The 22,339-nt window shown below is 74.8% G+C and carries 22 protein-coding genes; 15 read left to right on the top strand and 7 right to left on the bottom strand.

All coding sequences use genetic code 11. The features are described from left to right. Nucleotides 1–72: 72 nt before the first annotated feature. From NR073_RS09495 to NR073_RS09475, 5 genes are all read left to right on the top strand, one after another. The gene (locus tag NR073_RS09495; RefSeq protein ID WP_049147265.1) at nucleotides 73–1,425 is read left to right on the top strand and encodes a glutamyl-tRNA reductase; all 1,353 of its coding nucleotides are present in this window, start codon (nucleotides 73–75) and stop codon (nucleotides 1,423–1,425) included. Between the two features lie 25 nt (nucleotides 1,426–1,450). After that, complete coding sequence (locus NR073_RS09490) at nucleotides 1,451–2,107, top strand: TetR/AcrR family transcriptional regulator (RefSeq protein WP_036381116.1); 657 nt, start codon at nucleotides 1,451–1,453, stop codon at nucleotides 2,105–2,107. Between the two features lie 120 nt (nucleotides 2,108–2,227). Then, entirely contained in the window at nucleotides 2,228–2,452 is a 225-nt protein-coding gene (locus NR073_RS09485; protein ID WP_036339227.1) for a DUF3107 domain-containing protein, read from the top strand. A 70-nt stretch (nucleotides 2,453–2,522) separates the two neighbouring features. Beyond that, nucleotides 2,523–4,088 carry an RNB domain-containing ribonuclease gene (locus tag NR073_RS09480; protein ID WP_036381119.1) on the top strand — a complete coding sequence of 522 codons (1,566 nt, stop codon included), beginning with the start codon at nucleotides 2,523–2,525 and terminating at the stop codon, nucleotides 4,086–4,088. Nucleotides 4,089–4,339: 251 nt separating this feature from the next. After that, nucleotides 4,340–6,157, top strand: coding sequence for a DEAD/DEAH box helicase (locus NR073_RS09475; RefSeq protein WP_256748782.1), 1,818 nt, complete (start codon nucleotides 4,340–4,342; stop codon nucleotides 6,155–6,157). Nucleotides 6,158–6,275: 118 nt separating this feature from the next. Here NR073_RS09475 and NR073_RS09470 read toward each other — a convergent pair whose 3' ends face one another. Next, nucleotides 6,276–7,136, bottom strand: a complete 861-nt coding sequence (locus tag NR073_RS09470) for a PHP domain-containing protein (protein ID WP_101962743.1) — start codon at nucleotides 7,134–7,136, stop codon at nucleotides 6,276–6,278. Between the two features lie 64 nt (nucleotides 7,137–7,200). Here NR073_RS09470 and NR073_RS09465 point away from each other — a divergent pair, with 64 nt between their 5' ends. Both NR073_RS09465 and NR073_RS09460 read left to right on the top strand, forming a co-directional pair. Continuing rightward, complete coding sequence (locus NR073_RS09465) at nucleotides 7,201–8,799, top strand: aminopeptidase P family protein (RefSeq protein WP_256748781.1); 1,599 nt, start codon at nucleotides 7,201–7,203, stop codon at nucleotides 8,797–8,799. Nucleotides 8,800–8,832: 33 nt separating this feature from the next. Continuing rightward, nucleotides 8,833–10,638, top strand: coding sequence for a pyruvate kinase (locus NR073_RS09460; RefSeq protein WP_078025598.1), 1,806 nt, complete (start codon nucleotides 8,833–8,835; stop codon nucleotides 10,636–10,638). A gap of 6 nt (nucleotides 10,639–10,644) precedes the next feature. On the opposite strand, the gene NR073_RS09455 is transcribed toward NR073_RS09460, so the two are convergent. Continuing rightward, nucleotides 10,645–11,418: a general stress protein gene (locus tag NR073_RS09455; protein WP_078025597.1), complete on the bottom strand. Its 774-nt coding sequence runs from the start codon at nucleotides 11,416–11,418 to the stop codon at nucleotides 10,645–10,647. Between the two features lie 92 nt (nucleotides 11,419–11,510). Between NR073_RS09455 and NR073_RS09450 the strand changes: the two genes are divergently transcribed. The 3 genes from NR073_RS09450 to NR073_RS09430 are packed head-to-tail and all read left to right on the top strand — an operon-like array spanning nucleotide 11,511 to nucleotide 14,756. Continuing rightward, on the top strand, nucleotides 11,511–12,779 hold the full coding sequence (locus NR073_RS09450; RefSeq protein ID WP_036339212.1) for a magnesium transporter MgtE N-terminal domain-containing protein: 1,269 nt from the start codon (nucleotides 11,511–11,513) through the stop codon (nucleotides 12,777–12,779). 40 nt (nucleotides 12,780–12,819) lie between these two features. Continuing rightward, nucleotides 12,820–13,611 (top strand): DUF1003 domain-containing protein, encoded by a 792-nt coding sequence (locus NR073_RS09445; RefSeq protein WP_036382691.1) that lies wholly within the window; start codon nucleotides 12,820–12,822, stop codon nucleotides 13,609–13,611. Then, on the top strand, nucleotides 13,608–14,756 hold the full coding sequence (locus NR073_RS09430) for an Mrp/NBP35 family ATP-binding protein (protein WP_036382689.1): 1,149 nt from the start codon (nucleotides 13,608–13,610) through the stop codon (nucleotides 14,754–14,756). The genes NR073_RS09445 and NR073_RS09430 overlap by 4 nt, the downstream gene beginning before the upstream one ends. Nucleotides 14,757–14,804: 48 nt before the next feature. Here the strand turns inward: NR073_RS09430 and NR073_RS09425 are convergent, their stop codons facing one another. Then, nucleotides 14,805–15,413, bottom strand: a complete 609-nt coding sequence (locus NR073_RS09425) for a protein translocase TatA (protein ID WP_036316486.1) — start codon at nucleotides 15,411–15,413, stop codon at nucleotides 14,805–14,807. 60 nt (nucleotides 15,414–15,473) lie between these two features. Next, complete coding sequence (locus NR073_RS09420; RefSeq protein ID WP_036316484.1) at nucleotides 15,474–16,346, bottom strand: zf-HC2 domain-containing protein; 873 nt, start codon at nucleotides 16,344–16,346, stop codon at nucleotides 15,474–15,476. Nucleotides 16,347–16,542: 196 nt separating this feature from the next. Between NR073_RS09420 and NR073_RS09415 the strand changes: the two genes are divergently transcribed. After that, on the top strand, nucleotides 16,543–17,193 hold the full coding sequence (locus NR073_RS09415) for an O-methyltransferase (protein WP_256748780.1): 651 nt from the start codon (nucleotides 16,543–16,545) through the stop codon (nucleotides 17,191–17,193). A gap of 78 nt (nucleotides 17,194–17,271) precedes the next feature. On the opposite strand, the gene NR073_RS09410 is transcribed toward NR073_RS09415, so the two are convergent. From NR073_RS09410 to NR073_RS09400, 3 genes are all read right to left on the bottom strand, one after another. Beyond that, complete coding sequence (locus tag NR073_RS09410) at nucleotides 17,272–17,442, bottom strand: DUF3117 domain-containing protein (RefSeq protein ID WP_002855133.1); 171 nt, start codon at nucleotides 17,440–17,442, stop codon at nucleotides 17,272–17,274. A 180-nt stretch (nucleotides 17,443–17,622) separates the two neighbouring features. Next, on the bottom strand, nucleotides 17,623–17,967 hold the full coding sequence (locus tag NR073_RS09405) for a cell division protein DivIVA (RefSeq protein ID WP_256748779.1): 345 nt from the start codon (nucleotides 17,965–17,967) through the stop codon (nucleotides 17,623–17,625). Beyond that, the gene (locus tag NR073_RS09400; RefSeq protein ID WP_256748778.1) at nucleotides 17,964–18,767 is read right to left on the bottom strand and encodes a TIGR00730 family Rossman fold protein; all 804 of its coding nucleotides are present in this window, start codon (nucleotides 18,765–18,767) and stop codon (nucleotides 17,964–17,966) included. Before NR073_RS09400 ends, NR073_RS09405 begins: the two co-directional genes overlap by 4 nt. A gap of 178 nt (nucleotides 18,768–18,945) precedes the next feature. Here NR073_RS09400 and NR073_RS09395 point away from each other — a divergent pair, with 178 nt between their 5' ends. The 4 genes from NR073_RS09395 (at nucleotide 18,946) to NR073_RS09380 (ending at nucleotide 22,290) form a co-directional block, all read left to right on the top strand. After that, nucleotides 18,946–19,680 (top strand): amino acid ABC transporter ATP-binding protein, encoded by a 735-nt coding sequence (locus NR073_RS09395; protein ID WP_189338153.1) that lies wholly within the window; start codon nucleotides 18,946–18,948, stop codon nucleotides 19,678–19,680. A 47-nt stretch (nucleotides 19,681–19,727) separates the two neighbouring features. Beyond that, nucleotides 19,728–20,621 (top strand): glutamate ABC transporter substrate-binding protein, encoded by an 894-nt coding sequence (locus tag NR073_RS09390; protein ID WP_256748777.1) that lies wholly within the window; start codon nucleotides 19,728–19,730, stop codon nucleotides 20,619–20,621. 104 nt (nucleotides 20,622–20,725) lie between these two features. Further along, a complete protein-coding gene (locus NR073_RS09385) occupies nucleotides 20,726–21,406 on the top strand; it encodes an amino acid ABC transporter permease (RefSeq protein WP_256748776.1) in 681 nt (226 codons plus the stop codon). Further along, the gene (locus tag NR073_RS09380; RefSeq protein ID WP_256748775.1) at nucleotides 21,403–22,290 is read left to right on the top strand and encodes an amino acid ABC transporter permease; all 888 of its coding nucleotides are present in this window, start codon (nucleotides 21,403–21,405) and stop codon (nucleotides 22,288–22,290) included. The genes NR073_RS09385 and NR073_RS09380 overlap by 4 nt, the downstream gene beginning before the upstream one ends. Nucleotides 22,291–22,339: the final 49 nt, after the last annotated feature.

Genomic DNA, 22,339 nt, shown 5'->3' with positions numbered 1-22,339 from the left:
CCACTCGTCTCATCTCAGCCGGCGCCTCGTGGCAAGAACCTCATGACCCACAACAGCTAGACTTGGCCCGCTGTGACTGTCTTCTCTCTCGTCGCCTCCCACCATGATCTGGACCTGGACACGGTCGCCCGCCTCAGCGCCGGCGCGACCGGGGTCGGGCCCGCCCTGCCCGGCAGCGGTGCGGCGGGCGCCGTCGTGCTGGCCACGTGCAACCGCGTGGAGATCTACGCCGAGGCCGACGGGGCCGGCGTCGAGGCCGCTCGCGCGGGGCTGCTGTCCGCCGTCGCCGCCTCCACCTCCCTGCCCGACGAGGACGTGCACGCCGCGTTCCGCACACTCGACGCCGACGCCACGGCCCGTCACCTCTTCGAGGTCGGCGCCGGACTGGACTCCGCCGTGGTGGGCGAGCGCGAGATCGCCGGTCAGGTCCGACGCGCCCTGACGGCGGCCCAGGAGGCCGGCACCGCCTCGGGTCCGCTCGTCCGCCTCTTCGAGTCCGCCACGCGCACGGCCAAGGACGTCGGCTCCCGCACGGCGCTCGGCGCGGCCGGCCGCTCGGTCGTCTCCGTCGCCCTGGACCTCGCGGAGGAGCTGCGCGGTCTCACCGACGCCGCGGCCCAGCGCGACTTCTGGGCCGGGGCCACCATCCTGCTGATCGGCACGGGCGCCTACGCCGGCACCACGCTCGCGCAGCTGGCGGACCGGGGCGCGACCACCGTCGGCGTGCACTCGGCCTCGGGCCGCGCGGAGCAGTTCGTCGCGGACCGCGGCGGCTGGGCCCTCGCGCTCGGCGGCGAGGCCGTGGCCGGCGCCGTCGCCGAGGCGGACGTGATCATCGGCTCCTCCGGCGGCGAACGCCAGATCAGCCCCGAGCGCCTCCAGGAGCTGCGCAAGGGCGGACGGCGTCCGCTCACGGTGGTCGACCTGGCCCTCTCGCGCGACTTCGACCCGGCGGTCGCGGACCTGCCGGACGTCGATCTCATCACCCTCGAGTCGGTGCGGCTGGCCGCACCCGAGCAGGCCCAGGTCGCCGTCGCGGAGGCCCGCGCGCTCGTGGACGACGCCGTCGAGGAGTACCGCGCCGCGCAGCGTGGCCGCAGTGCCGACGCGGCGATCAAGGCCCTGCGCCGCCACACCCTCGGTGTGCTCGACCGGGAGCTCGAGCGCGTGCGCGCCCGCCACGGCTGCACGGCGGCCGCCGAGGAGGTGGAGTTCGCCCTGCGCCGCATGGTGAACCAGCTCCTGCACGAGCCCAGCGTGCGCGCCAAGCGGCTCGCCGCCGAGGGCCGGCTCGACCGCTATGAGGACGCCCTCGAGGCGGTCTTCGGGATCGAGGCCCCCGGCCGCCCCGCCCCCGCCGTGGGCACGGTCGAGGCGGTCTGTCCCGCGCACGAGGACGAGGGCGGCGCCGCGCGCATCGCGTGAGCCCGCCCCGCGCCAGGAGGACCCCGTGACCGACCACCCCGCCGCCACCGCGCCCGACGAGCCCGGGCGAGGCCGCCGTCTGCCCCGGCAGGAGCGTCGTCGCCAGCTGCTGGACTGCGCCCGCGCGGTCTTCGCCGCCGAGCGGTACGCGGGGGCTTCCATGGAGCAGATCGCCGAGCGGGCCGAGGTCTCCAAGCCGGTCCTCTACCAGCACTTCCCCAGCAAGCACGAGCTCTTCCTCGAGCTGTTGGACGCCGAGGTCGCGAGCCTGCGCGCGCTCCTCGAGGCGGCGATGGACACCCGTCGGGGCAACCGTGCACGGGTGCGGGCCACCGTGGCCGCCGTGTTCGAGTACATGGCCTCCCCCGAGCGGACCCACCGCCTCATCTTCGACTCCGGCATCGACGGGGACCCGGAGGTGCGCACGCGCAGCGAGGCCGTCCACCGGCTGCTCTCCTCCGAGGTCGCGCGCACCATCCGCGCGGACACCACCGTGGCCGAGGCCGAGGCCGAGGTGCTCTCCCGCGGACTCGTCGGCTACCTCCTGGGCGCCGCCCGTCACTGGGCGGACCGGCTCGACGCCGACGCCCGCCCCGCCGCGGCTGAGATGGCCCGCACGGTGGACGACCTCATCTGGCGCGGCCTCACCTCGTTGCCCTCCGCGGACGACGCCCCGCGCTGACCCGGCCGTCCGGCCCGTTTCGCCCGCGGGTGAACCTCGTGGGCGCCCGCCCACCTCACCGAGCGGTCCCGTAGGCTGACGGCGGACCGCACAGGACGCGACGAAGAGAAGAGGTTCCCCATGGAGATCCGCATCGGTGTGCAGCACGTCGGCCGCGAGGTCGTCATCGACAGCGAGCAGTCGGCGGACGAGGTCCGCTCCCTCGTGGACGCCGCCGTCGCCGACGGCACCCCGCTGGTCCTGACGGACGCCAAGGGCCGCCAGGTGGTCGTCCCCGGTGACCGCATCGGCTTCGTGGAGATCGGCGCGAAGAAGTCGGGCCCGCTCGGGTTCGCCGCCTCCTGACCCGCCCCGCACGCCCCGGTGATCCGCCGGGGCGTACGTCGTCTCGGCCCCCTTGCCCAGGAGCATCGCCATGTCCTCCCACGCCCTCGGCCTCCGCGGCCCTGCCGACCCGACCCTGCTCGAGCGCCTCGCCGCCCTGCGGACGGAGCTCGAGCTACCGCCGGCCTTCCCCGCCCCCGTCCTGGCCGAGGCGGAGGCGGCCGCGCGTGAGGTGCACGCGGGCCTGACCGGGAGCCCGGACCACGCGGACCGCACGGCCCTGCCGTTCGTCACCGTGGACCCCGCCGGCGCCACGGACCTGGACCAGGCCCTGCTCCTGACCCCCTCCGACGACGACGGCATCCTGGTCCGCTACGCGATCGCGGACGTGCCCGCCTTCGTGGCACCGGGCGGCGCCGTGGACGCCGAGGCCCACCGCCGCGGCCAGACCGTCTACCTGCCCGACGGCCGGGTCCCCCTGCACCCGGAGGTGTTGAGCGAGGACGCCGCCTCCCTGCTGCCGGACCGGGACCGACCGGCGTTCGTGTGGACGTTCCTGCTGGACGCCGCGGGCGCCGTCGTCGAGACCGGCCTCGAACGCGCCCGCGTCCGCTCCCGGGCGCAGCTGACGTACGGGCAGGTGCAGGCCTTCCTCGACGCACAGCCGGGGGCGCAGGCGCCGACGACGCCGCGTCCCGGGGTCACCGACGCGGACCGGGCCGCCGCCGAGGGGTGGCCGGCCGAGGTGCGCGACTCGCTGGCGCTGCTGCCGGAGGTGGGCCGACGGCGGGCCGCGCAGGAGGCCGCCCGCGGCGGCGCCTCCCTGAACCTGCCGGACCAGGAGGTCCGTGTCACCGAGGACGGGGCGCACGAGCTCGTGCACCGGGCGCCGCTGCCGGCGGAGGAGCACAACGCCCAGCTCTCCCTGCTGACCGGCATGGCCGCGGCCGAGCTGATGCTGGCCGCCGGGGTCGGGATCCTGCGCACGATGCCGGCGCCGGACGCCGAGGCCGTCGCCGCCTTCCGAGAGCGCACACGCGCCCTGGGCGCCCCGTGGGACGAGGGCCAGGACTACGGCGCCTACCTGCGTTCCCTCGACCCCGCCGACGCGCGGCACCTGGCGGTGCTGCACGCGGCGACCGGGCTGTTCCGCGGCGCCGGGTACACGGCCTTCGACGCGCAGGCCGAGGACCCGGCCCTGCGCACACCGCCGGATGAACCGGCCCAGGCCGCGCTCGCCGCCCCCTACGCCCACGCCACCGCTCCCCTGCGCCGGCTCGTGGACCGCTTCGTCCTGGCCCTGTGCCACGCCCACGCCTCCGGCGCCCCCGCCCCCGCGTGGGTCCGCAGCGCCCTGCCCGAGCTGCCCGCCCTCATGGCGGACTCGTCGCGCCGGGCCTCGGCCGCGAGCCGGACAGCGGCGGACCTCGTGGAGGCGGCGGCGCTCGAGTCTCGCGTCGGCGCGGAGCTCGAGGGGATCGCGGTGCGCGAGGCGAAGGACGGCACGGAGGTGTGGCTGCTCGACCCGGCCGTGAGCCTGCGGGTGCCGGGCAGCGTCCCGGCGGGCACCCGGGTGCGCGTGCGGATCGAGGGCGTGGACCGCGCCTCGGGTGCGATCACGGCCGCGGGGGTAGACTGGTCGCACAGCTCACGCTGACCCAGGATGACCGGTCGCTCTCTGATCACCCTGACCCGCCGCCCGCGCCCCTGACGCCCGGGACGGCACCATGACCTGCCGGATCCGGCACGGCCCGCCTCGCACGGCGCGCCCAGCCCGGTTCCACGGGGCGCCGCCCGTCGGCCGCTCCGCGTGCTTGCCTCGCGATCGGCTTCCGCTTGAACCGCGCGCACGGCGGAGCCGGGCCTTCCGCCCGCCGTGACGACGCCCGACCAGGAACGCGAGTCGCCATGACCCAGAACTCCGAGCACACCCCCGCCCCCGCCGACGTCGACCCGACGGTCGCGGAGATCGCGGAGGACATCGTCACCGAGGACGCCGCCCCCGTGGCCCCCGAGCAGACCTTCGCCGACTTCGGGGTGCACCCCAAGATCGTCGAGGCCCTGGAGGCCAAGGGCATCGTCCACCCCTTCCCCATCCAGGCCATGACCCTGCCGGTCGCCCTCGGCGGCCACGACATCATCGGCCAGGCCAAGACCGGCACCGGCAAGACCCTCGGCTTCGGCATCCCCGCGCTGCAGCGCGCCATCGGCCCGGGTGAGCCCGGTTGGGACGGCCTCGAGGCCAAGGGCACCGCGGGCGCCCCGCAGGCCCTGATCGTCGCCCCGACGCGCGAGCTCGCCGTCCAGGTGGCCGGCGACCTCACGGCCGCCGCGGCCCGGCGCCCCCTGCGCATCGCCACCATCTACGGCGGCCGCGCCTACGAGCCGCAGATCGAGGAGCTGCAGCGCGGCGTCGAGATCGTCGTCGGCACCCCCGGCCGCCTCATCGACCTGATGCGCCAGCGCCACCTGCGCCTGGACCTGGTGAACACCGTGGTGCTGGACGAGGCCGACGAGATGCTGGACCTCGGCTTCCTCCCGGACGTCGAGACCCTGCTCGCCGCCGTCCCGGCCGTGCGCCAGACCATGCTGTTCTCGGCCACCATGCCGGGTCCCGTGGTCGCGATGGCGCGCCGTTACATGACGCAGCCCACCCACATCCGCGCGGCGGACCCGGAGGACGAGGGCCTGACGAAGAAGGACATCCGTCAGCTCGTCTACCGCGCCCACCACATGGACAAGGACGAGCTCGTGGCTCGCGCCCTGCAGGCGGAGGGCCGCGGCCGGACCATCATCTTCACGCGCACCAAGCGCACGGCAGCCCGCGTGGCGGACGAGTTGACGGCGCGCGGCTTCGCGGCCGGCGCGCTGCACGGCGACCTCGGCCAGGGCGCCCGTGAGCAGGCGCTGCGCGCGTTCCGCAACGGCAAGGTGGACATCCTCGTGGCCACCGACGTCGCGGCGCGCGGCATCGACGTCGACGACGTCACCCACGTGTTCAACTTCCAGGCGCCGGAGGACGAGAAGACCTACGTGCACCGTGTGGGCCGCACGGGCCGCGCCGGCAACAAGGGCGTGGCGGTGACCCTCGTGGACTGGGAGGACATGCCGCGCTGGTCCCTGATCGACAAGGCGCTCGGCCTCGGCCAGCCCGAGCCGGTGGAGACCTACTCCTCCTCCCCGCACCTGTTCTCCGACCTCGGCATCCCGAAGGGCACGAAGGGCCGCCTGCCCCAGGCCAAGCGCGTGCTCGAGGGCCTCGAGGGCGAGACGCTCGAGGACCTGGGCGGACCCGAGGCGAAGCAGCGCGACGGCGGCCGCGGACGGGGTCGCGAGGGCGGCCGGTCCCGCGACGGCGAGCGCGGTGGCCGTGAGGGCGGCCGCGGCGGACGCGGCGGTCGGGGCCGGGGCGGCCGCTCCGGCGAGGGCCGAGACGCGGCGCGGGGCGGGAGCCGCGGCGAGCGCTCCGAGCGCTCGGGCCGCGGGCGTGGTGAGGCACCCGCCGAGCAGCGCGCCGAGGGCCGGGGCCGTGGTCGCGGCGAGGGCCGCGAGCGCACCGCCTCGCGCTCCGAGACCCCCGCGGCCCGGACGCCGGAGCCGGTGGCCGGCGTCGAGCTCACGGAGGCCCGCCGGGCCGAGCGCGCCGAGGCCCGGGCCGAGGCCCGTCGTCGCCGGGGCGGCCGCACCCGCACGCGGCGCCGCAACGGCGAGGTCGTGGACGGCTGACCCTCCCTTCCGGGGCCCCGGGAGTCTTCTGCGCGAATGACCCTTCTGACCGCCGTGCAGGCGGCCGGAAGGGTCATTCGCGCAACGGATCCTCCGCCGTCGCCCGGGCCGTCCGGGTTCAGCCGCGGATGATCGCCGTGCCGGTGCCCTGCCGCTCGATCTCGGCGAGCACCTCCGCGCCCGTGGTGTGCTCGCCGATCGGATTGGGCTTGCCGGTGCCGTGGTAGTCGGACGAACCGGTGACGAACAGCCCGTGCCGGTCCGCGAACGCGCGCAGCCAGGTGCGCTCCTCCGCCGGATTGTCCCGGTGCTCGACCTCGACCCCCGCCAGTCCGGCCTCGGCCATCTGTTCGAACACCTCGTCGCCCACCACGCGGCCCCGCATGCGCGCCCGGGGATGCGCGAACACCGGCACCCCGCCGGCGGCCCGGATGAGCGCGACCGCCTCGGCCGGGTCCGGGGCGAAGTGCGGAACGTAGTACTTGGACCGGCCGGCGAGGATCTCCCGGAACGCCGCGGAGCGGTCCGGGACGGCCCCGATCGTCACGAGGGCGTCGGCCAGGTGGGGCCGGCCGATCGTCGCGTTCTCCGCCGCGTGCTCCTGGACCAGCTCCCACGTGATCGAGAAGTCCGCGCCCAGGCGCCGCACCATCTCCTGCGCCCGGATCAGCCGCGCGTCGCGGGCCAGGCCGACCTCCCGCAGCAGGGCGGGGTCCTCGGGGTCGTGCAGGTAGCTGAGCACGTGCACGCTCACGCCGTCGGCGGAGGTGCAGGACATCTCCATGCCGGGCACGAGCGTCAGTCCGGTCTCCCGCGCGGCCTGGGCGGCCTCGGCCCAGCCGGCGGTGGTGTCGTGGTCGGTGAGCGCGAGGCCGTCCAGCCCGGCCCGCGCCGCCGCACGCACCACGTCGGCCGGCGGCTCGGTGCCATCGGACTCGGTCGAGTGCGTGTGCAGGTCGTAGCGGGCCATGGCGGCCATGGTACCGAGACCCGCGCGCGGCGGCCCCGACCTGCCCGCGCCCACCGGTGCCATGATGGAGGGTATGACCGATGCCGCACAGCACCCCGCCCAGACCACCCCCGACCAGCCCGCCGCCACCCCCGAGGCGGGCGCCGACGGCACCGGCGCGGTGAACCCCCAGCCGCTGGCCGAGCGCGTCGACAACCGCTCGCAGCGCCCCGCCTCGAACGCCTTCCGCGACTTCATGGCCTCCGACTGGGCGCCCTCGTCGCAGGCCCTGCCCGACCCCGACGCCTCGGCCCCGTACGCCGCCCGGCGGCGGGCCGCCGTCTCCGCGCGCTTCCCGGGCGAGCGGATCGTGGTGCCGGCCGGCCGCCTCAAGGTCCGTTCGAACGACACCGACTACCGCTTCCGCGCGCACTCCGCGTTCGCCCACCTGACGGGCCTCGGCGTGGACCACGAGCCGGACGCCGTGCTCGTGCTCGAGCCCACGGACCCGGGCGCCGGCGACGACGGCACGGACCACACCGCCACCCTGTACTTCCGTCCCCTGGCCGGCCGGGACACCGAGCAGTTCTACGCGGACTCGCGCTCGGGTGAGTTCTGGATCGGCCCCCGTCCGACCCTGGCCGGCCTGGCCGCCCGCACGGGTCTGCGCACGGCGGGGCTCGAGGAGCTCGAGTCCGCCGTCACCAAGAACGTGGCCGCGGACGGCACCGCGGTGCGGCTGCTGGCCGAGACCGACCAGGACGTGGACGCCCTGCTGGCCGCCGTCCGGACCGAGGCCGGCGTGGACCTGGCCGCCGCGGCCGAGGCCGACGCCCAGACCGCCGAGTTCCTCTCCGAGCTGCGCCTGGTCAAGGACGCGTGGGAGATCGAGCGGATGCGCGCCTCGGTGGCCGCCACGATCGCGGGCTTCGAGGACGTCGTGCGGGCCCTGCCGCGCGCCGTGGGCCACGACCGCGGCGAGCGCGTGGTCGAGGGCGCCTTCTTCGCCCGCGCTCGCCTCGAGGGCAACGACCTGGGCTACGACACGATCGCGGCCTCCGGCAACAACGCCACGATCCTGCACTGGATCCGCAACACGGGCGCCGTGCGCCCGGGTGAGCTGCTCCTGCTCGACGCCGGCGTCGAGGACGACTCCCTCTACACCGCGGACATCACCCGCACCCTGCCCGTGTCCGGCACGTTCACGGACGTGCAGCGCCGCATCTACCAGGCGGTCCTCGACGCCGCGGACGCCGCCTTCGCGATCGTGCGCCCCGGCATCCGGTTCCGTGAGCTCCACGCCGAGGCCATGCGGGTGCTCGTCGACCGCCTCGACGGCTGGGGCCTGCTGCCGGTCTCGGCCGAGGTCGCGCTCTCGGACGAGGGCCAGCACCACCGGCGCTGGATGCCCCACGGCACCTCGCACCACCTCGGCCTCGACGTGCACGACTGCGCGCAGGCCAAGCGCGAGCTCTACCTGGACGGCGTGCTCGAGCCGGGCATGGTCTTCACGATCGAGCCGGGTCTGTACTTCAAGGAGGAGGACCTGGCCGTGCCGGAGGAGTACCGCGGCATCGGCGTGCGCATCGAGGACGACATCCTCGTGACCGAGGACGGGGCCGAGAACCTCTCCGCGGCCCTCCCCCGCACCCCGGACGAGATCGAGGCCTGGATGGCGCGGCTCCAGGCGTGATCCGGCGCGGAGGGCGCGCCTAGGGTTCGGACCATGGGTATCGACCTGACCACCGAGCTCACCGCCCTCCGCGACCGCCTCCTCTCCGCCGAGGCGGAGCACGCCGACCTCATCTCCCGCGTCCGGGACCGCCACCGGGCCTCGGCCCGGAACCTCGTGCACTACGTCGCCCTGCGCGGCACCGACCTGCGGCCGCTGCAGGAGGCACTGAGCGACGCCGGCCTGTCCTCGCTGGGCCGCATGGAGGCCGGCGTGCTCGGCCACGTGGACGCGGTGCTGGCCGCCGCCCGCGCGCTCGACGGCGACCTCGCCACCGCACCCGAGGATGACGCCCTGACCTCCGCCGAGGGCCGCGCCATCCTCGCCCGCAACGCAGCGAGCCTGCTCGGTCCGGCCCGCGGCGACCGGGACGCGCGCATCATGGTGACGATGCCCTCCGAGGCCGCCACGGACCCAGAGCTCGTGGCCCGGATCGCCGAAGCCGGCATGGACCTGGCGCGCGTGAACTGCGCCCACGACGACGAGCAGGCGTGGGCCGCCATGATCGCGGCGGTCCGCCGGTGTGCCGGTGCGGGCCGGCCCGCACCCCTGGTCGCGATGGACCTGGCCGGGCCGAAGGTGCGCACCGGCCCCATCGAGCCGGGACCGCGCGTCGTGAAGGTGAAGCCCGCCCGGGACCCCTCCGGGATCGTCACCGAGCCCTCCCGCGTGTGGCTCGCCGCCGGGCCCCACGACGCCGTGGCCGTGGCGGACCGGCCGGACGGCGCCGTCGTCGTGCCGCTGGCGGCCCCGGACGGGAAGACCCTGGCGGGCCTGCAGCGCGGCGACGAGATCGAGCTGACCGACGCGCGGGGTGCACACCGCAGGCTGGAGGTCGAGCGGGTGAGCGGCGAGGGCGTGCTCGTGCGGGCGGACAAGACGGTCTACTGGGCGACGGGCACGGCACTGACGACGCCGCACGGTCCGCTCGAGGTGGGACCGCTGCCCCCGCTCGAGCAGTCGATGCGCGTGCACGAGGGCGAGCAGATCGTGCTGACCCGCTCGCTCGAGCCGGTTCCCGCGGTCGACACGCCGCCCTACCGGATCGGCCTCACCCTGGCGCAGGCGTTCGCGGACGCGACGGTCGGCGACCGGGTCTCCCTCGACGACGGACGGATCGGCACGCGGATCACGGGGGTGTCCGACGATGAGATCACCCTCGAGGTGACCCAGGCCGGCCCGCGCGGGGCGAAGCTCAAGGCGGAGAAGGGCGTGAACTTCCCGGACACGCACCTGGACATCCCGGCCCTCACGGACGAGGACCTCGCCCACATCCCGTTCGCGGCTCGCCACGCGGACATGGTGAACATGTCCTTCGTCCGCTCGGCCGAGGACGTGGCCCAGCTGATCGACGCGCTCGAGGCCGAGGACGCGCCGGACGTGGACATCACGCTGAAGATCGAGACGGTGGAGGCCTTCCGGCAGCTGCCGCGGATGCTGCTCGAGGCGATGCGCTGGCGGGACGTCGGGGTGATGATCGCCCGCGGCGACCTGGCGGTGGAGGCCGGCTTCGCACGCATGGCCGAGCTGCAGGAGGAGATCCTGTGGCTGTGCGAGGCCGCGCACGTGCCCGCGATCTGGGCCACCCAGGTCCTCGAGTCCCTCGCCAAGACCGGCCTGCCCTCACGGGCGGAGATCACGGACGCCGCGATGGCGCAGCGGGCCGAAGCCGCGATGCTGAACAAGGGCCCGTACATCGACCGCGCCGTCACCGTCCTCGGCGACATCCTGGGCCGGATGCACGGTCATGCGAGCAAGAAGCGCGACATGCTCCGGCGGCTCGAGTCCTGGTCCCTCTGACGGGGCTCAGCCGCGCGGCTCGTCCTGGGGCCGTGGCGGGTGGCCGCCGCGCGCCTCGATGAGCTTGGCGACCTCCTCCGGCGGCAGGGTCACGCCGTAGGAGCGGTCCAGGCCGGTGGGCGCGGGGTCCGCCTCCGGGGCGGGCCGGGCCGGCGCCTCGGGCCCGCCGGGGGCCGGCGCCGCGTGGGACCCGCCCGACGACGGCGCGGGGGCCGGGGTGGCCTGCACGGACCCGTCCTCGGCCTCCGCGGCGGGGGCGGGCGCCGGTTGCGACGCCGCGGGCGGCGTCGGGGCCGCGGCACCGCCCAGGCCCAGCTCCTGGCGGGCGCGGGCGGCGTGGTCGAACGCGACCACGAGGTCGAAGGCCGTGGGCACGACGGCCTGCGAGGACGCGAAGCCGTGCTGCCCCCGACGCATCGCGAAGCCGATCACGCCGAAGATCAGCCACACCGCCAGGCCCAGCAGCATGGAGGTGAGGATCTGCCCCGGGCCGGCCTCGGGGGCCAGCAGGTAGAGGAACACGCCGATCAGTCCGCCGAAGAACACGCCGCGCACACCCGCGGACAACGCCACCTGGGCGTAGTTCAGCCGGCCGCGCACCCGCTCCACGACCCGCAGGTCCTTGCCCACGATCGACACGGCGCTCACGGGGAAGTCCGTGGCGGCGAGGCGGTCCACCTGCTCGCGCGCCTGCGCGTAGGTGGCGTAGGTGGCCAGCAGCTCGCCGCGGGGCAGGCCCTGCTCGGCTCCGGGCTGAGGGTTGGGCATCATGATCGACATGGACCCATTGTGCCCGGCCCGGTACCCGGGCGGGCGGGGGTCCGCCGTCCGCGGACACGGAGCCGCGGCCCGGTACGCCGTAGGCTGGGTCGGTGAGCTCCCCCAAGATCTTCGTGGCCCGCCTGCTGGGCCTGGATGTCTTCGACCCCCTCGGCGACCGCCTGGGCCGGCTGCGCGACGTCGTCGTGCTGGACCGCGGCCCCGCCGCGGCCCCGTTCGCCACCGGCCTCGTGATCGAGGTCCCCGGCAAGAAGCGCGTCTTCGTCCCGATGACGCGGGTGACGTCCATGGACTCGGGCCGGATCATCACGACCGGGCTGATCAACCTGCGCCGGTTCTCCCGCCGTGGCGCCGAGCAGATGGTGGCCGCCGACCTCTTCGACCGGAAGGTGCGCCTCTCGGACGGGTCGGGCGAGGCCTTCCTGGAGGACATCGGGCTGGAGCAGCAGCGCAACGGCGACTGGCTGGTCTCGGACCTGTACGTGCGACGCATCGTCGGCCGCGGCCCCTTCGGCCGCGCCCAGCGGGGCGAGCACCTCCTGCTGAACTGGGACGAGGCCCGCTGGACGGCGCAGGCCGACCCGCAGGGGGCCACGAGCTTCCTCGCCGCGCACGAGGACCTCAAGCCCGCCGACCTGGCGGACATGCTCCACGACATGTCGGAGAAGCGCCGCGTCGAGGTCGCCAGCGAGCTGCAGGACGAACGCCTCGCGGACGTGCTCCAGGAGCTGCCCGACGACGACCAGGTGCAGATCCTCTCCCAGCTGGACATCGACCGCGCCGCCGACGTCCTGGAGGAGATGGACCCGGACGACGCGGCGGACCTGCTCCACGAGCTGCCCGACTCCCAGCAGGAGCTGCTGCTCGAACGCATGGAGCCGGAGGACGCCGAGGACGTCCGGCGCCTGCTCGAGTACGAGGAGGGCACCGCGGGCTCGCTCATGACCCCCGTGCCGGTCATCCTCCCCCCGGAGGCCACCGTGGCCGAGGCCATGGCGACCATCCGACAGCAGGAGATCTCCCCCGCGCTGGCCTCGCTCGTGATCGTGGCCCGGCCGCCCCTGGAGACGCCGACGGGCCGGTTCCTCGGCGTCGTCCACTTCCAGCGCCTGCTGCGGTACCCGCCGCCGGAGGCGATCGGCAACATCATGGACAAGGACCTCGAGCCCGTCTCGGACCTCGCCCCCATCGCCCATGTGACCCGCGAGCTCGCGACCTACAACCTCACGTGCATCCCCGTGGTGAACGAGCAGGACCGCGTCGTCGGGGCCGTGAGCGTGGACGACCTGCTCGACCACATCCTGCCCGACGACTGGCGGGCCATGGACCTCGACGACGCCGAGACCCGCCCCGCAACCTGACCCCCGCGGCCCGCCGCCGCACGACACCGGAGGTGTGAGCATGACCCAGACCGCGCGAGACCTGCGCCCGGGCCGCGGCACCGGCCTGGACACCCCGCTGAGCGCCAGCGGGCGCCGCGTGCCCCGACTGGCGCCGAACCCGGACGCCTTCGGCGAGGCCACCGAGGGCATCGCCCGCTTCATGGGCACCCCGCAGTTCCTCGTCTGGATGACACTGTTCTGCGCCGCCTGGCTGGGCTGGAACACGTTCGGCCCGATGGAGTGGCGGTTCGACTCCGCCGAGCTCGGCTTCACCGCGCTCACGCTCATGCTCTCCCTCCAGGCGTCCTACGCCGCACCCCTGCTCCTGCTGGCGCAGAACCGCCAGGACGACCGGGACAGGGTCGCGCTGCGTGAGGACCGTGACCGCGCCGAGCGCAACCTCGCCGACACCGAGTTCCTCACCCGCGAGATCGCCGGTCTGCGGCTGGCCGTCCAGGAGGTCGCCACGCGCGACTTCGTGCGCGGCGAGCTGCGCGGCGTCCAGGACGACCTCAGGGACGACCTCCGCGAGGCGCTGCGCGCCGAGCTGCGGGAGGAGATCCGGGAGGAGATCCGGGAGGAGATCCGGGAGGAGCTGCGCGCCGGCCTCCCGGGCGCCGAGGCCCAGCCCCGCAAGAACAAGAAGACCAAGGGCCGCGGCCGGGATGCGCGGCGCGGCGACGCCGGCGCCGAGCCCACGACCACCACGCTCGCCACCCTCGCGGCCCAGGAGGCCCGCGAGGCCGGGGGGTCCGGTCCGGCGGCCGGTCCCGCCGACGGTGCGGGCCCGGTGGACGGGGGCGGCCGATGAGCGCCCTGGGCCTGCCCGTGCCCGAGGTCCGCACCGACCTCGAGCGCCGGGTGCTGGAACGGCTCGCCACGGTCCAGGACCCCGAGATCCGCCGCCCGATCACCGACCTCGGCATGGTGGAGTCGGTCGTGGAGACCGCCCCGGGCGTCGTCGAGGTCGCGGTCCTGCTCACGATCGCCGCGTGCCCCCTGCGCGGGACGATCCAGACGGACGTGGCCGCCGCCGTCGCCGTCGTGCCCGGCTGTGAATCCGTGGACGTTCGCGTCGGGGTCATGGAGCCCGAGCGCCGCCTGGCGCTGCAGGACGCCCTGCGCGCGACTCGGCCGACGAACCCGTTCGGGGAGGGGACGCTCACGCGCGTCCTCGCGGTGGCCTCGGGCAAGGGCGGCGTGGGCAAGTCCTCGGTCACGGCCAACCTCGCGGTCGCGCTCGCCGCGCGCGGGCTCGCCGTCGGCCTGATCGACGCGGACGTGCACGGCTACTCCATCCCCGGGCTCCTGGGCGTGACCGGCACCCCGACGAAGCTGGACCGGATGATCCTGCCCCCCGTGGTGCGGGACGTGAAGGTCATCTCGATCGGCATGTTCCTCGACGCGGACCGGCCGGTGGCCTGGCGCGGGCCGATGCTGCACCGCGCGCTCGAGCAGTTCGTCACGGATGTGCACTGGGGCCACCTGGACGTCCTGCTCGTGGACCTGCCCCCGGGCACCGGGGACATCGCGATCTCGACGGCGCAGCTGCTGCCCGCCTCGGAGCTGCTCGTGGTGACCACGCCGCAGCACGCCGCCGCGCAGGTGGCCGCGCGCGCCGGTCAGCTGGCGGAGCAGACGGGCCAGACCGTGGCCGGGGTCGTGGAGAACATGGGGCCGATGACCCTGCCAGACGGCACCGTCCTGGATGTGTTCGGGACCGGCGGCGGCGCCGAGGTGGCGGAGCGGCTGTCCGGGGTGCTGGACACGCAGGTGCCGCTGCTGGGCACCGTTCCCCTGGACCCGGCGCTGCGCGCGGGCGGCGACGCTGGCGAACCCGTGGTGGTGTCCGCGCCGGAGAGCCCCGCGGGCCGGGCGCTGACGCAGATCGCGCAGCGGGTGGCCGTGCGACCGCGCGGGCTGGCCGGGCGACCCCTGCCGTTCACCCCTCGCTGACCTCGGGTGCCGGCGCCCCGGCCGGGGCACCCGACGCGCGCGACGGCGTCAGGTCGCGTCGACGTCGAAGGGGGCGGGCGCCAGCCCGAGCAGCTCGAGGGGGTCCGGTTCGGTCTCGACGGCGGCAGGACGCTCCTCTGCGAGGGCCTCGGCGCGGCCGGAGGCCATCAGGGCTGCGGCGGCACCGCCCACGGCGGCCGCCCCCGCGGCGGGCGCGGTGGACCGAGTCTGTGCGGCGGCGACGGACTCCGCGGCGGCGGTGCTGCCGCCCCCGGCGGGGCGGCGGAAGAGCGTCCGCGGATCCATGTCCGCCAGGTCCTGGTGGGTGAGGCCGCCGTGCACGTCCTCGGCGCTGATGCCCGTCGCCTGCGCCGCCCGGGACGCGGGCGTGGACGAGCCGTCGGCGGGCTCGCGGAGCGCGTCGCGGATGATGCGGCGCGGGTCGTACTGGCGGGGGTCGTACTTGCGCCAGTCCACCTCGTCGAAGTCCGTGCCGGTCTCCTCCTTGAACTGCGCCTTGGCACCCTCGGCCTTGTCGCGCATGACGCGCAGCCAGTCGGTGAAGGCGCGCGTGTACTCGGGGAGCTTCTCCGGCCCGAGGATGACGATCGCGAGCACCGCCAAGATGATGAACTCGCTGCCGTTGATACCTAACACCCTCCGAACTCTACTAGAGCGGCACCGCCCCACAGCCCGGAGCCGCGGGGGCGGGGCGGCTCAGCCGCGGGGGCGCGGCACGGCGTCCGCGATGCGTTCGAGGCCTCGCTCCAGGCGCTCCTCGACGGCGTCTCCGCCGCCCAGCTCGAGCACCCGTGCCCGCTCGGAGACCAGCAGGTGGGTGAGGACCGCGTCCGCGCGCTCGTCCGGCAGGGTGGCCTCCACGCGGTAGGCGGCCTGCGGCGTGGTCAGCTCGGCCGTCCAGCCGTCCTCGCCCCCCGCCGGGACGATCCGGTAGACGCCGCCGCCGGCCAGTCGACGCTCCTGCGCCCCCGTGCTCAGGGGCGCGGTCGAGGCACAGCCCTCCGGGGCGGCTCCCACGATCCGGGGTCGGCACTCGCGGACGGTCACGGTCGGCTCGTCCCGACCCCAGCCGACGACGACCTCCACGTCCTCGGCCGTCTGGGCGGTGTCCACGGTGAGCGGCTCCAGGCCGGCCCCCACGAGGGAGGGCACCGTCCAGCCCTGACCCCGCAGCTCCGCGACGGTTCCGCGCCGGTCCGTCGACGCGGTCCCGGCTGCCGGCAGGGCGACGGTGTCCGTCGGGGTCGGGGCCGTGCGCACGGCCGTGGCGCGGGGCGCGCCGGCCACCCAGACCGCGGTGAACAGCCCGCCGAGCAGGACGACGAAGGTGAGCAGCCCCACCACGAGGCGGCCGGAGACGCCGCGGGCGCGCAGCACCGGGGCGACGACGGCGCCCGCCGGACGCTGGTGCACCGTGCGGGCGGCGTCGAGCACGCGGGCCCGGGCCTGGACCGTGGCGCGGCACTCGGGGCAGCGGTCCAGGTGGCGGGCGATGCGCGCCCGGGACGCGGCGGGGAGGGCGCCCTCGAGGTAGGCGTCCATGTGGCGCTGGGTGTGTCGACGTCCCATGCGGCCACCTCCTCGGTCCTCGCGTCCTCGGCCCGGCGAACGGCCTCCCACATGGCGGGAGCCGGTTCGTGCCATCTCCCATCATCGGCCCGCCTCCTGGGAGAACTCTGGGTCGCGGCCGCGTGCCGACCCGTACACTGGCCCGCGTCGCCCGTGCCGCGGGCGAGGTCCCGCCGTCGTCGTCCCGGAGTCACCCATGACCGCCCTGCAGCCCCAGCCCACCGACAAGCACGCGTCCTGGGCCTGGTCGGAGAGCCGGGCCACCGAAGACGACGTCGTCCTGCGCGCCCGCGAGCGCGCCGCCGAGCTGGAGGTGCCGCCGGTGAGTGAGGGGACGGCGGCCCTGTTGACGGTGCTGGCGGCCACGCGTGCCCCCGCGGCGGTCGTGGAGGTGGGCACGGGCGCCGGCGTCTCGGGTCTCGCCCTGATGCGCGGTCTGCCCGAGCGCACGGTCCTCACCACCGTGGACCCGGACGCGGAGGCACAGCGCGCGGCCCGCGAGGCGTTCTCGGAGGCCCGCCTGCCCACGAGCCGCACCCGCATGATCACGGGGCGCTCCCGGCTCGTCCTCCCCCGGCTCACGAGCGGCGCCTATGAGATGGTCCTGGTGGACGGGGACCCGGCCGCACGTCAGTTCGACGTCGAGCAGGCCGCGCGCATGCTCGCCCCCGGCGGCGTGCTCGTCGTGGTGGACGCCCTCGACGGCGACCGCGTTCCCCGGCCCGCCGTGCGCGACGAGTCCACCGTGTCCGCCCGGGCGGTGGACCGCCTCATCCGGGAGGACGAGCACTGGCTGTCCGCCGTCGTCCCCTCCGGCACGGGCGTGCTGATCGCGGTGCGCCGCTGATCCGCGGCGTCGCCGGGGACGCGGACGCCCCGCGCACCGTGACGGTGCGCGGGGCGTCCGCGTCGAAGGGGTCCGGGCTCAGGCCTGGATGACGCCCTCGAGGCACTCCTTGAGCTCGCGGGCCTCGTCCGCGTTGATCTCCAGCACGAGACGGCCGCCGCCGTCGATCGGCACGCGCATGATCAGGCTGCGCCCCTCCTTGGTCACTTCCATGGGACCGTCCCCGGTGCGGGGCTTCATGGCGGCCATTGCGACTTCCCTTCTGGATGATGTTCCCGTCACGGCGTCCGGCGACCGCGGGAGCGGGCACTGACCGGACGCCTCCGGCGCCCCCGCACGCGGGCGTGCGCGAGGCCGGTCACATCACCATTATCGCGGATTCCGCGTGCTCGCGCCAAACGATGGCCCGCACCGAGCCCGGCCCGCGACTCAGGCGCGCGCCGCCGGATCGCTCCGGGACGGGTCGGCGGCCTCGAGCTCGGCCAGCCGGGCCCGCAGTGCGGCCGCCTCGTCCTCGCGCTGCGCGAGGGCGTCCCGCAGCCGCAGCAGGACGGCGTCCACCTGGTCCCGCTGGTAGCCGGGCACCGCGACGGCCAGCCGCAGCAGGTCGACATCCGCCGCGCGCGGCCACTCCGGCAGCAGCACGGGGTGCCCGGGCGTCCTCCCGGCCGGGTCGCCGGCCCGGAGCGTGAGCCGGCCCGCGAGGGCGGCGGCCAGGGCCGCCAGCACGACGACGAGCACGGCCACGAGGACGATCCACTGCGGCCCGCTCACGCGTCGGCCCTCCCCGCCGAGCGGAGCACGCACGCGACGGCCTCCTCCGCCGTGTCCACGAGCTGGACGAGCTCCGGGTCCTCGGGCGAGATCATGCCGCGCTCCACGAGCGTGCCGCGGATCCAGTCCACGAGCGGGCCCCAGAAGCCGCGGTCCACGAGGACCACGGGGAAGCGGGTGACGGTGCCGGTCTGCACGAGGGTGAGGGCCTCGAAGAGCTCGTCCAGGGTGCCGAGGCCGCCGGGCAGCACGACGAAGCCCTGCGCGTACTTGAGGAACATGACCTTGCGGACGAAGAAGTAGCGGAAGTCCACGCCCACGTGCACCCAGGGGTTCAGACCGGTCTCGAACGGCAGGTCGATCCCCAGGCCCACGGACTCTCCACCGGCCTCGTGGGCGCCCCGGTTGGCGGCCGCCATGGCGCCGGGCCCCCCGCCGGTGATGACCGTGTACCCGGCCCGGGCCAAGCGGGTCCCGACCTCGTGGGCCAGGACGTACTCGGCGCTGCCCTCGGGCGTGCGCGCCGAGCCGAACACGGAGACCGCGGGACCCAGCCCCGCCAGGGTGCCGAAGCCCTCGACGAACTCCGCCTGGATGCGCAGGACACGCCAGGCCTCGGACGTCGTCGAGGCGACGTCGGCGGCGGGGCGTGCGGCGTCGCCGGGCCGCCGGCCGTCGAGGAGGAGCTGGTCGAACGTGGGGGTGCGCGCCGCCTCCCCGCGCAGGACCTGCCCGCCGCGGCGGACGCGCTGGGGCTTGGCGGCGACGTCGCCGCCCGAGGGGTGCTCATGTGGGGCCATGGCGCCAGCCTAACGAGCCGGCGGGCCGCCGGGGCCGGCGTCGCACGGCGCACCGCGCCGGGTGTGGCGTGCGCTATATTCCACTGGCATGACGCAGATCACGCCTGAGCAGCCCCACGGCGCCCACCTCCCCGACGAGGCCGGTGTGCGGCGCCGTCGCGGTGCCGCGGGCGATGACCTGATCGTCCTCGAGGGCGTCAACAAGCACTTCGGCGACTTCCACGCCCTCCGACAGATCGACCTGCGGATCCCGCGCGGCCAGGTGGCGATCGTCCTCGGCCCGTCCGGCTCCGGCAAGTCGACGCTGTGCCGCACGATCAACCGGCTCGAGACCATCGACGACGACGGCGGCCGCATCCTGATCGACGGACGGCCGCTCCCCACCGAGGGCAGGCAGCTCGCCCAGCTGCGCGCCGAGATCGGCATGGTCTTCCAGTCCTTCAACCTCTTCGCGCACAAGTCGATCCTGGAGAACGTGACCCTCGGGCCCATCAAGGTGAAGGGCAAGCGCCGGGCGGACGCCGAGCGGCACGCCATGGAGCTGCTCGAGCGCGTGGGCGTGGCCGCCCAGGCCAGGAAGATGCCGGCCCAGCTCTCCGGCGGGCAGCAGCAGCGCGTGGCCATCGCCCGCGCCCTGGCGATGGAGCCGAAAGCCCTGCTCTTCGACGAGCCGACCTCCGCCCTCGACCCCGAGATGGTGCAGGAGGTCCTCGACGTCATGGTCCAGCTCGCCGAGGGCGGCATGACCATGGTCGTGGTCACCCATGAGATGGGCTTCGCCCGCAAGGCCGGGGACCGCGTGGTCTTCATGGCCGACGGCGCCATCCTCGAGGACACCGACCCCGACACCTTCTTCACGAACCCCCGACACGAGCGCGCCCAGGACTTCCTGGGCAAGATCCTCGCGCACTGACCCCGTCCCCCGTCGCACCCCACCGCACCGAACCAGAGGAGAGCACCATGCTCCGCACGAAGCTCCTGACCCTGTCCGCCGTCACCGCCGCGGCCGCGCTGTCCCTCACCGCCTGCGCGCCGTCGTCCTCGCAGGGCGGCGGTGGCGACGCCGCCGGCTCGTCCTCGGCCGGCGAGTCGACGTCGTCCGGCTCCGGCGAGCGCCTGCGCATCGGCATCAAGTTCGACCAGCCGGGCCTGGGCTACCGCGAGGGCTCGGCCCAGCCCACCGGCTTCGACACGGACGTGGCCCGCTACGTGGCGGACAAGCTCGGCGTGGCCGAGAAGGACATCGAGTGGGTCCAGACCCCGTCCGCGAACCGGGAGAACGCCCTGGAGAACGGCGAGGTCGACATGATCTTCGCGACGTACTCCATCACGGACGCCCGCAAGGAGCGCGTCGACTTCGCGGGCCCGTACTTCGTGGCCGGCCAGGACCTGCTGGTCCGCGCGGACGACACCGCGATCACCGGCCCCGAGGCCCTCGACGGGAAGAACCTCTGCTCCGTCACCGGCTCCACCTCGGCCCAGAAGATCAAGGACCAGTTCGCCACCGGCGTGAACCTGGTGGAGCAGGGCGGCTACGCCGAATGCGTGACCTACCTCGAGTCCGGCCAGGTGGACGCCGTGACCACGGACGACATCATCCTCGCGGGCTTGGCCGCCGCCGACGCCAACAAGGGCAAGTTCAAGGTCGTCGGCAACACCTTCACCACGGAGCGCTACGGCGTCGGCCTGCCGAAGGACTCGGAGCGCTGCGAGGACATCAACGAGGCCATCAAGGAGATGAAGGACTCCGGCGAGTGGAAGAAGGCCCTCGAGTCCAACACCGAGGGCACGGGCTACACCTACGACGAGACGCTGAACTCCGGCGAGGACGCCGAGTTCGAGCCCTGCGCCTGACGGCCCCGCCGCCGGGTGGACCGGGGACGTGACCTGAACCGTCACCCTTGGCCCGCCCGGCCACTCCCCTGCCCGTCAGCCCTGTCCCGACCCTCGGAGAAGTCATGGAATCGATCTCCTCGCTCCTCGCGGACTACGGCGCGGACATCCCGCTCGCGTTCTGGACGAACATCAGGCTCGCGTTCCTCGCGACCCTCGGCTCGTTCGCCCTCGGCGTGGTGCTCGCCCTGTTCCGCATCTCGCCCGTCCCCTCGCTGCGCGCCCTCGGCACCGGCTACGTCAACGTGGTCCGCAACACCCCGCTGACGATCATCATGCTGCTCGGCGTGCTCGCCGTCTGGGGGCAGCTGAAGATCAGCTTCTCGTCCGACTTCACGCTGAACTTCTTCGTCTACGCCGTGATCGCGCTCTCGCTCTACCACGCGGCGTTCATGTGCGAGGCGATCCGCTCCGGCGTCAACACCGTCCCGCTCGGGCAGGCCGAGGCCGCCCGCTCCATCGGCCTGGGCTTCCTGCCCGCGGCCCGCCACGTGATCCTGCCCCAGGCGCTGCGCGGGGCCATCACCCCGCTGGGCAACACCGTGATCGCGCTGACCAAGAACACCACCGTCGCCGCCGCGGCGTCGGTGGCGGAGGCCTCGGGCCTGATGAAGCGCATGATCGAGTTCAGCCCGGACGTGATGGTGGCGATCTTCCTGACCTTCGCGATCGGCTTCTGCCTGATCGTCATCCCCATCGGCCTGCTGACCACGTGGGCCTCGGAGAAGTGGGCGGTGGCCCGATGAGCGCCCAGGCCTCCGTCCTCTTCGACGCCCCGGGTCCCATCGCCCGCCGGCGCATCCTCCTCGCCAACCTCGTCGCCCTCGCCGCGGTGCTGGCCGTGGCGGTGCTCGTCCTGATCCAGATGAACGCCACCGGCCAGCTCTCCGGCCGCCGCTGGCTGGCCGCCGTCGACGGCGACGCGTGGCGGAACTACTACCTGCCGGGCCTGCAGTTCACCCTGCAGTCCGCGGGCATCGCCGTGGTCTCCTCCGTGGTGTTCGGCCTGGTGTTCGGCTTCCTGCGGCTGGCCCCGTTCGGCCCGGTGCGCTGGCTGGCCGCCGTCGTCGTCGAGTTCTTCCGGGCCGTGCCGGTGCTCGTGATGATGGTGTTCTTCTACCAGCTGTTCGCGCAGGTCGCGCGCACCGGGGCGATCCAGCCCCAGGACGGCCCGTACTACGCGGTGATCGCGGCGCTGACCCTGTACAACGGGTCCGTGATCGCGGAGCTGGTGCGCTCCGGGGTGCGCTCGCTGCCGCGCGGCCAGCGCGAGGCGGCCGCGGCGGTGGGCATGACGAGCATGCAGTCCCTGCGGCTCGTGGAGGTGCCCCAGGCCCTCATCGCCATGCTGCCCTCACTGCTGAGCCAGTTCGTGGTGATCCTCAAGGACTCGGCGCTGGGCTACCTCATCGGCTTCTTCGAACTCCTGCAGTACGCCCGCCAGCTCGGCTCCGGCAACGGCAACATCCTGCAGTCCCTCGTGGTGGCCGCGGTGATCTTCATCGTGATCAACGTCCTCCTCACCTGGGCGGCCACCCGGCTCTCGCGGCGGCTGTCGTCGCGGACGGCCGGCGACGCCAGCGCCCCCACGACCCCGCTCGTCGGGGCGCCCACGGACACGGCGGACTGACCCGGCGGCGCCGCGGCGGGCCCGCGGGCCCGGCCGGTCGCAGCGGCCG

It is taken from the genome of Micrococcus sp. Mcc28, assembly GCF_024519775.1.
Lineage (GTDB): Bacteria > Actinomycetota > Actinomycetes > Actinomycetales > Micrococcaceae > Micrococcus > Micrococcus luteus.
This window is presented reverse-complemented; position numbering and strand designations above follow the sequence as displayed.

Bases quoted from the DNA above. Each gene is read 5' to 3' on its own strand.
- NR073_RS09430 (WP_036382689.1), top strand. From the start codon at position 13,608: ATGAGCGCCCTGGGCCTGCCCGTGCCCGAGGTCCGCACCGACCTCGAG.
- NR073_RS09420 (WP_036316484.1), bottom strand. From the start codon at position 16,346: ATGGGACGTCGACACACCCAGCGCCACATGGACGCCTACCTCGAGGGC.
- NR073_RS09400 (WP_256748778.1), bottom strand. From the start codon at position 18,767: ATGGCCCCACATGAGCACCCCTCGGGCGGCGACGTCGCCGCCAAGCCC.
- NR073_RS09475 (WP_256748782.1), top strand. From the start codon at position 4,340: ATGACCCAGAACTCCGAGCACACCCCCGCCCCCGCCGACGTCGACCCG.
- NR073_RS09410 (WP_002855133.1), bottom strand. From the start codon at position 17,442: ATGGCCGCCATGAAGCCCCGCACCGGGGACGGTCCCATGGAAGTGACC.
- NR073_RS09385 (WP_256748776.1), top strand. From the start codon at position 20,726: ATGGAATCGATCTCCTCGCTCCTCGCGGACTACGGCGCGGACATCCCG.
- NR073_RS09465 (WP_256748781.1), top strand. From the start codon at position 7,201: ATGACCGATGCCGCACAGCACCCCGCCCAGACCACCCCCGACCAGCCC.
- NR073_RS09415 (WP_256748780.1), top strand. From the start codon at position 16,543: ATGACCGCCCTGCAGCCCCAGCCCACCGACAAGCACGCGTCCTGGGCC.
- NR073_RS09445 (WP_036382691.1), top strand. From the start codon at position 12,820: ATGACCCAGACCGCGCGAGACCTGCGCCCGGGCCGCGGCACCGGCCTG.
- NR073_RS09455 (WP_078025597.1), bottom strand. From the start codon at position 11,418: ATGTCGATCATGATGCCCAACCCTCAGCCCGGAGCCGAGCAGGGCCTG.
- NR073_RS09480 (WP_036381119.1), top strand. From the start codon at position 2,523: ATGTCCTCCCACGCCCTCGGCCTCCGCGGCCCTGCCGACCCGACCCTG.
- NR073_RS09470 (WP_101962743.1), bottom strand. From the start codon at position 7,136: ATGGCCGCCATGGCCCGCTACGACCTGCACACGCACTCGACCGAGTCC.
- NR073_RS09485 (WP_036339227.1), top strand. From the start codon at position 2,228: ATGGAGATCCGCATCGGTGTGCAGCACGTCGGCCGCGAGGTCGTCATC.
- NR073_RS09380 (WP_256748775.1), top strand. From the start codon at position 21,403: ATGAGCGCCCAGGCCTCCGTCCTCTTCGACGCCCCGGGTCCCATCGCC.
- NR073_RS09390 (WP_256748777.1), top strand. From the start codon at position 19,728: ATGCTCCGCACGAAGCTCCTGACCCTGTCCGCCGTCACCGCCGCGGCC.
- NR073_RS09460 (WP_078025598.1), top strand. From the start codon at position 8,833: ATGGGTATCGACCTGACCACCGAGCTCACCGCCCTCCGCGACCGCCTC.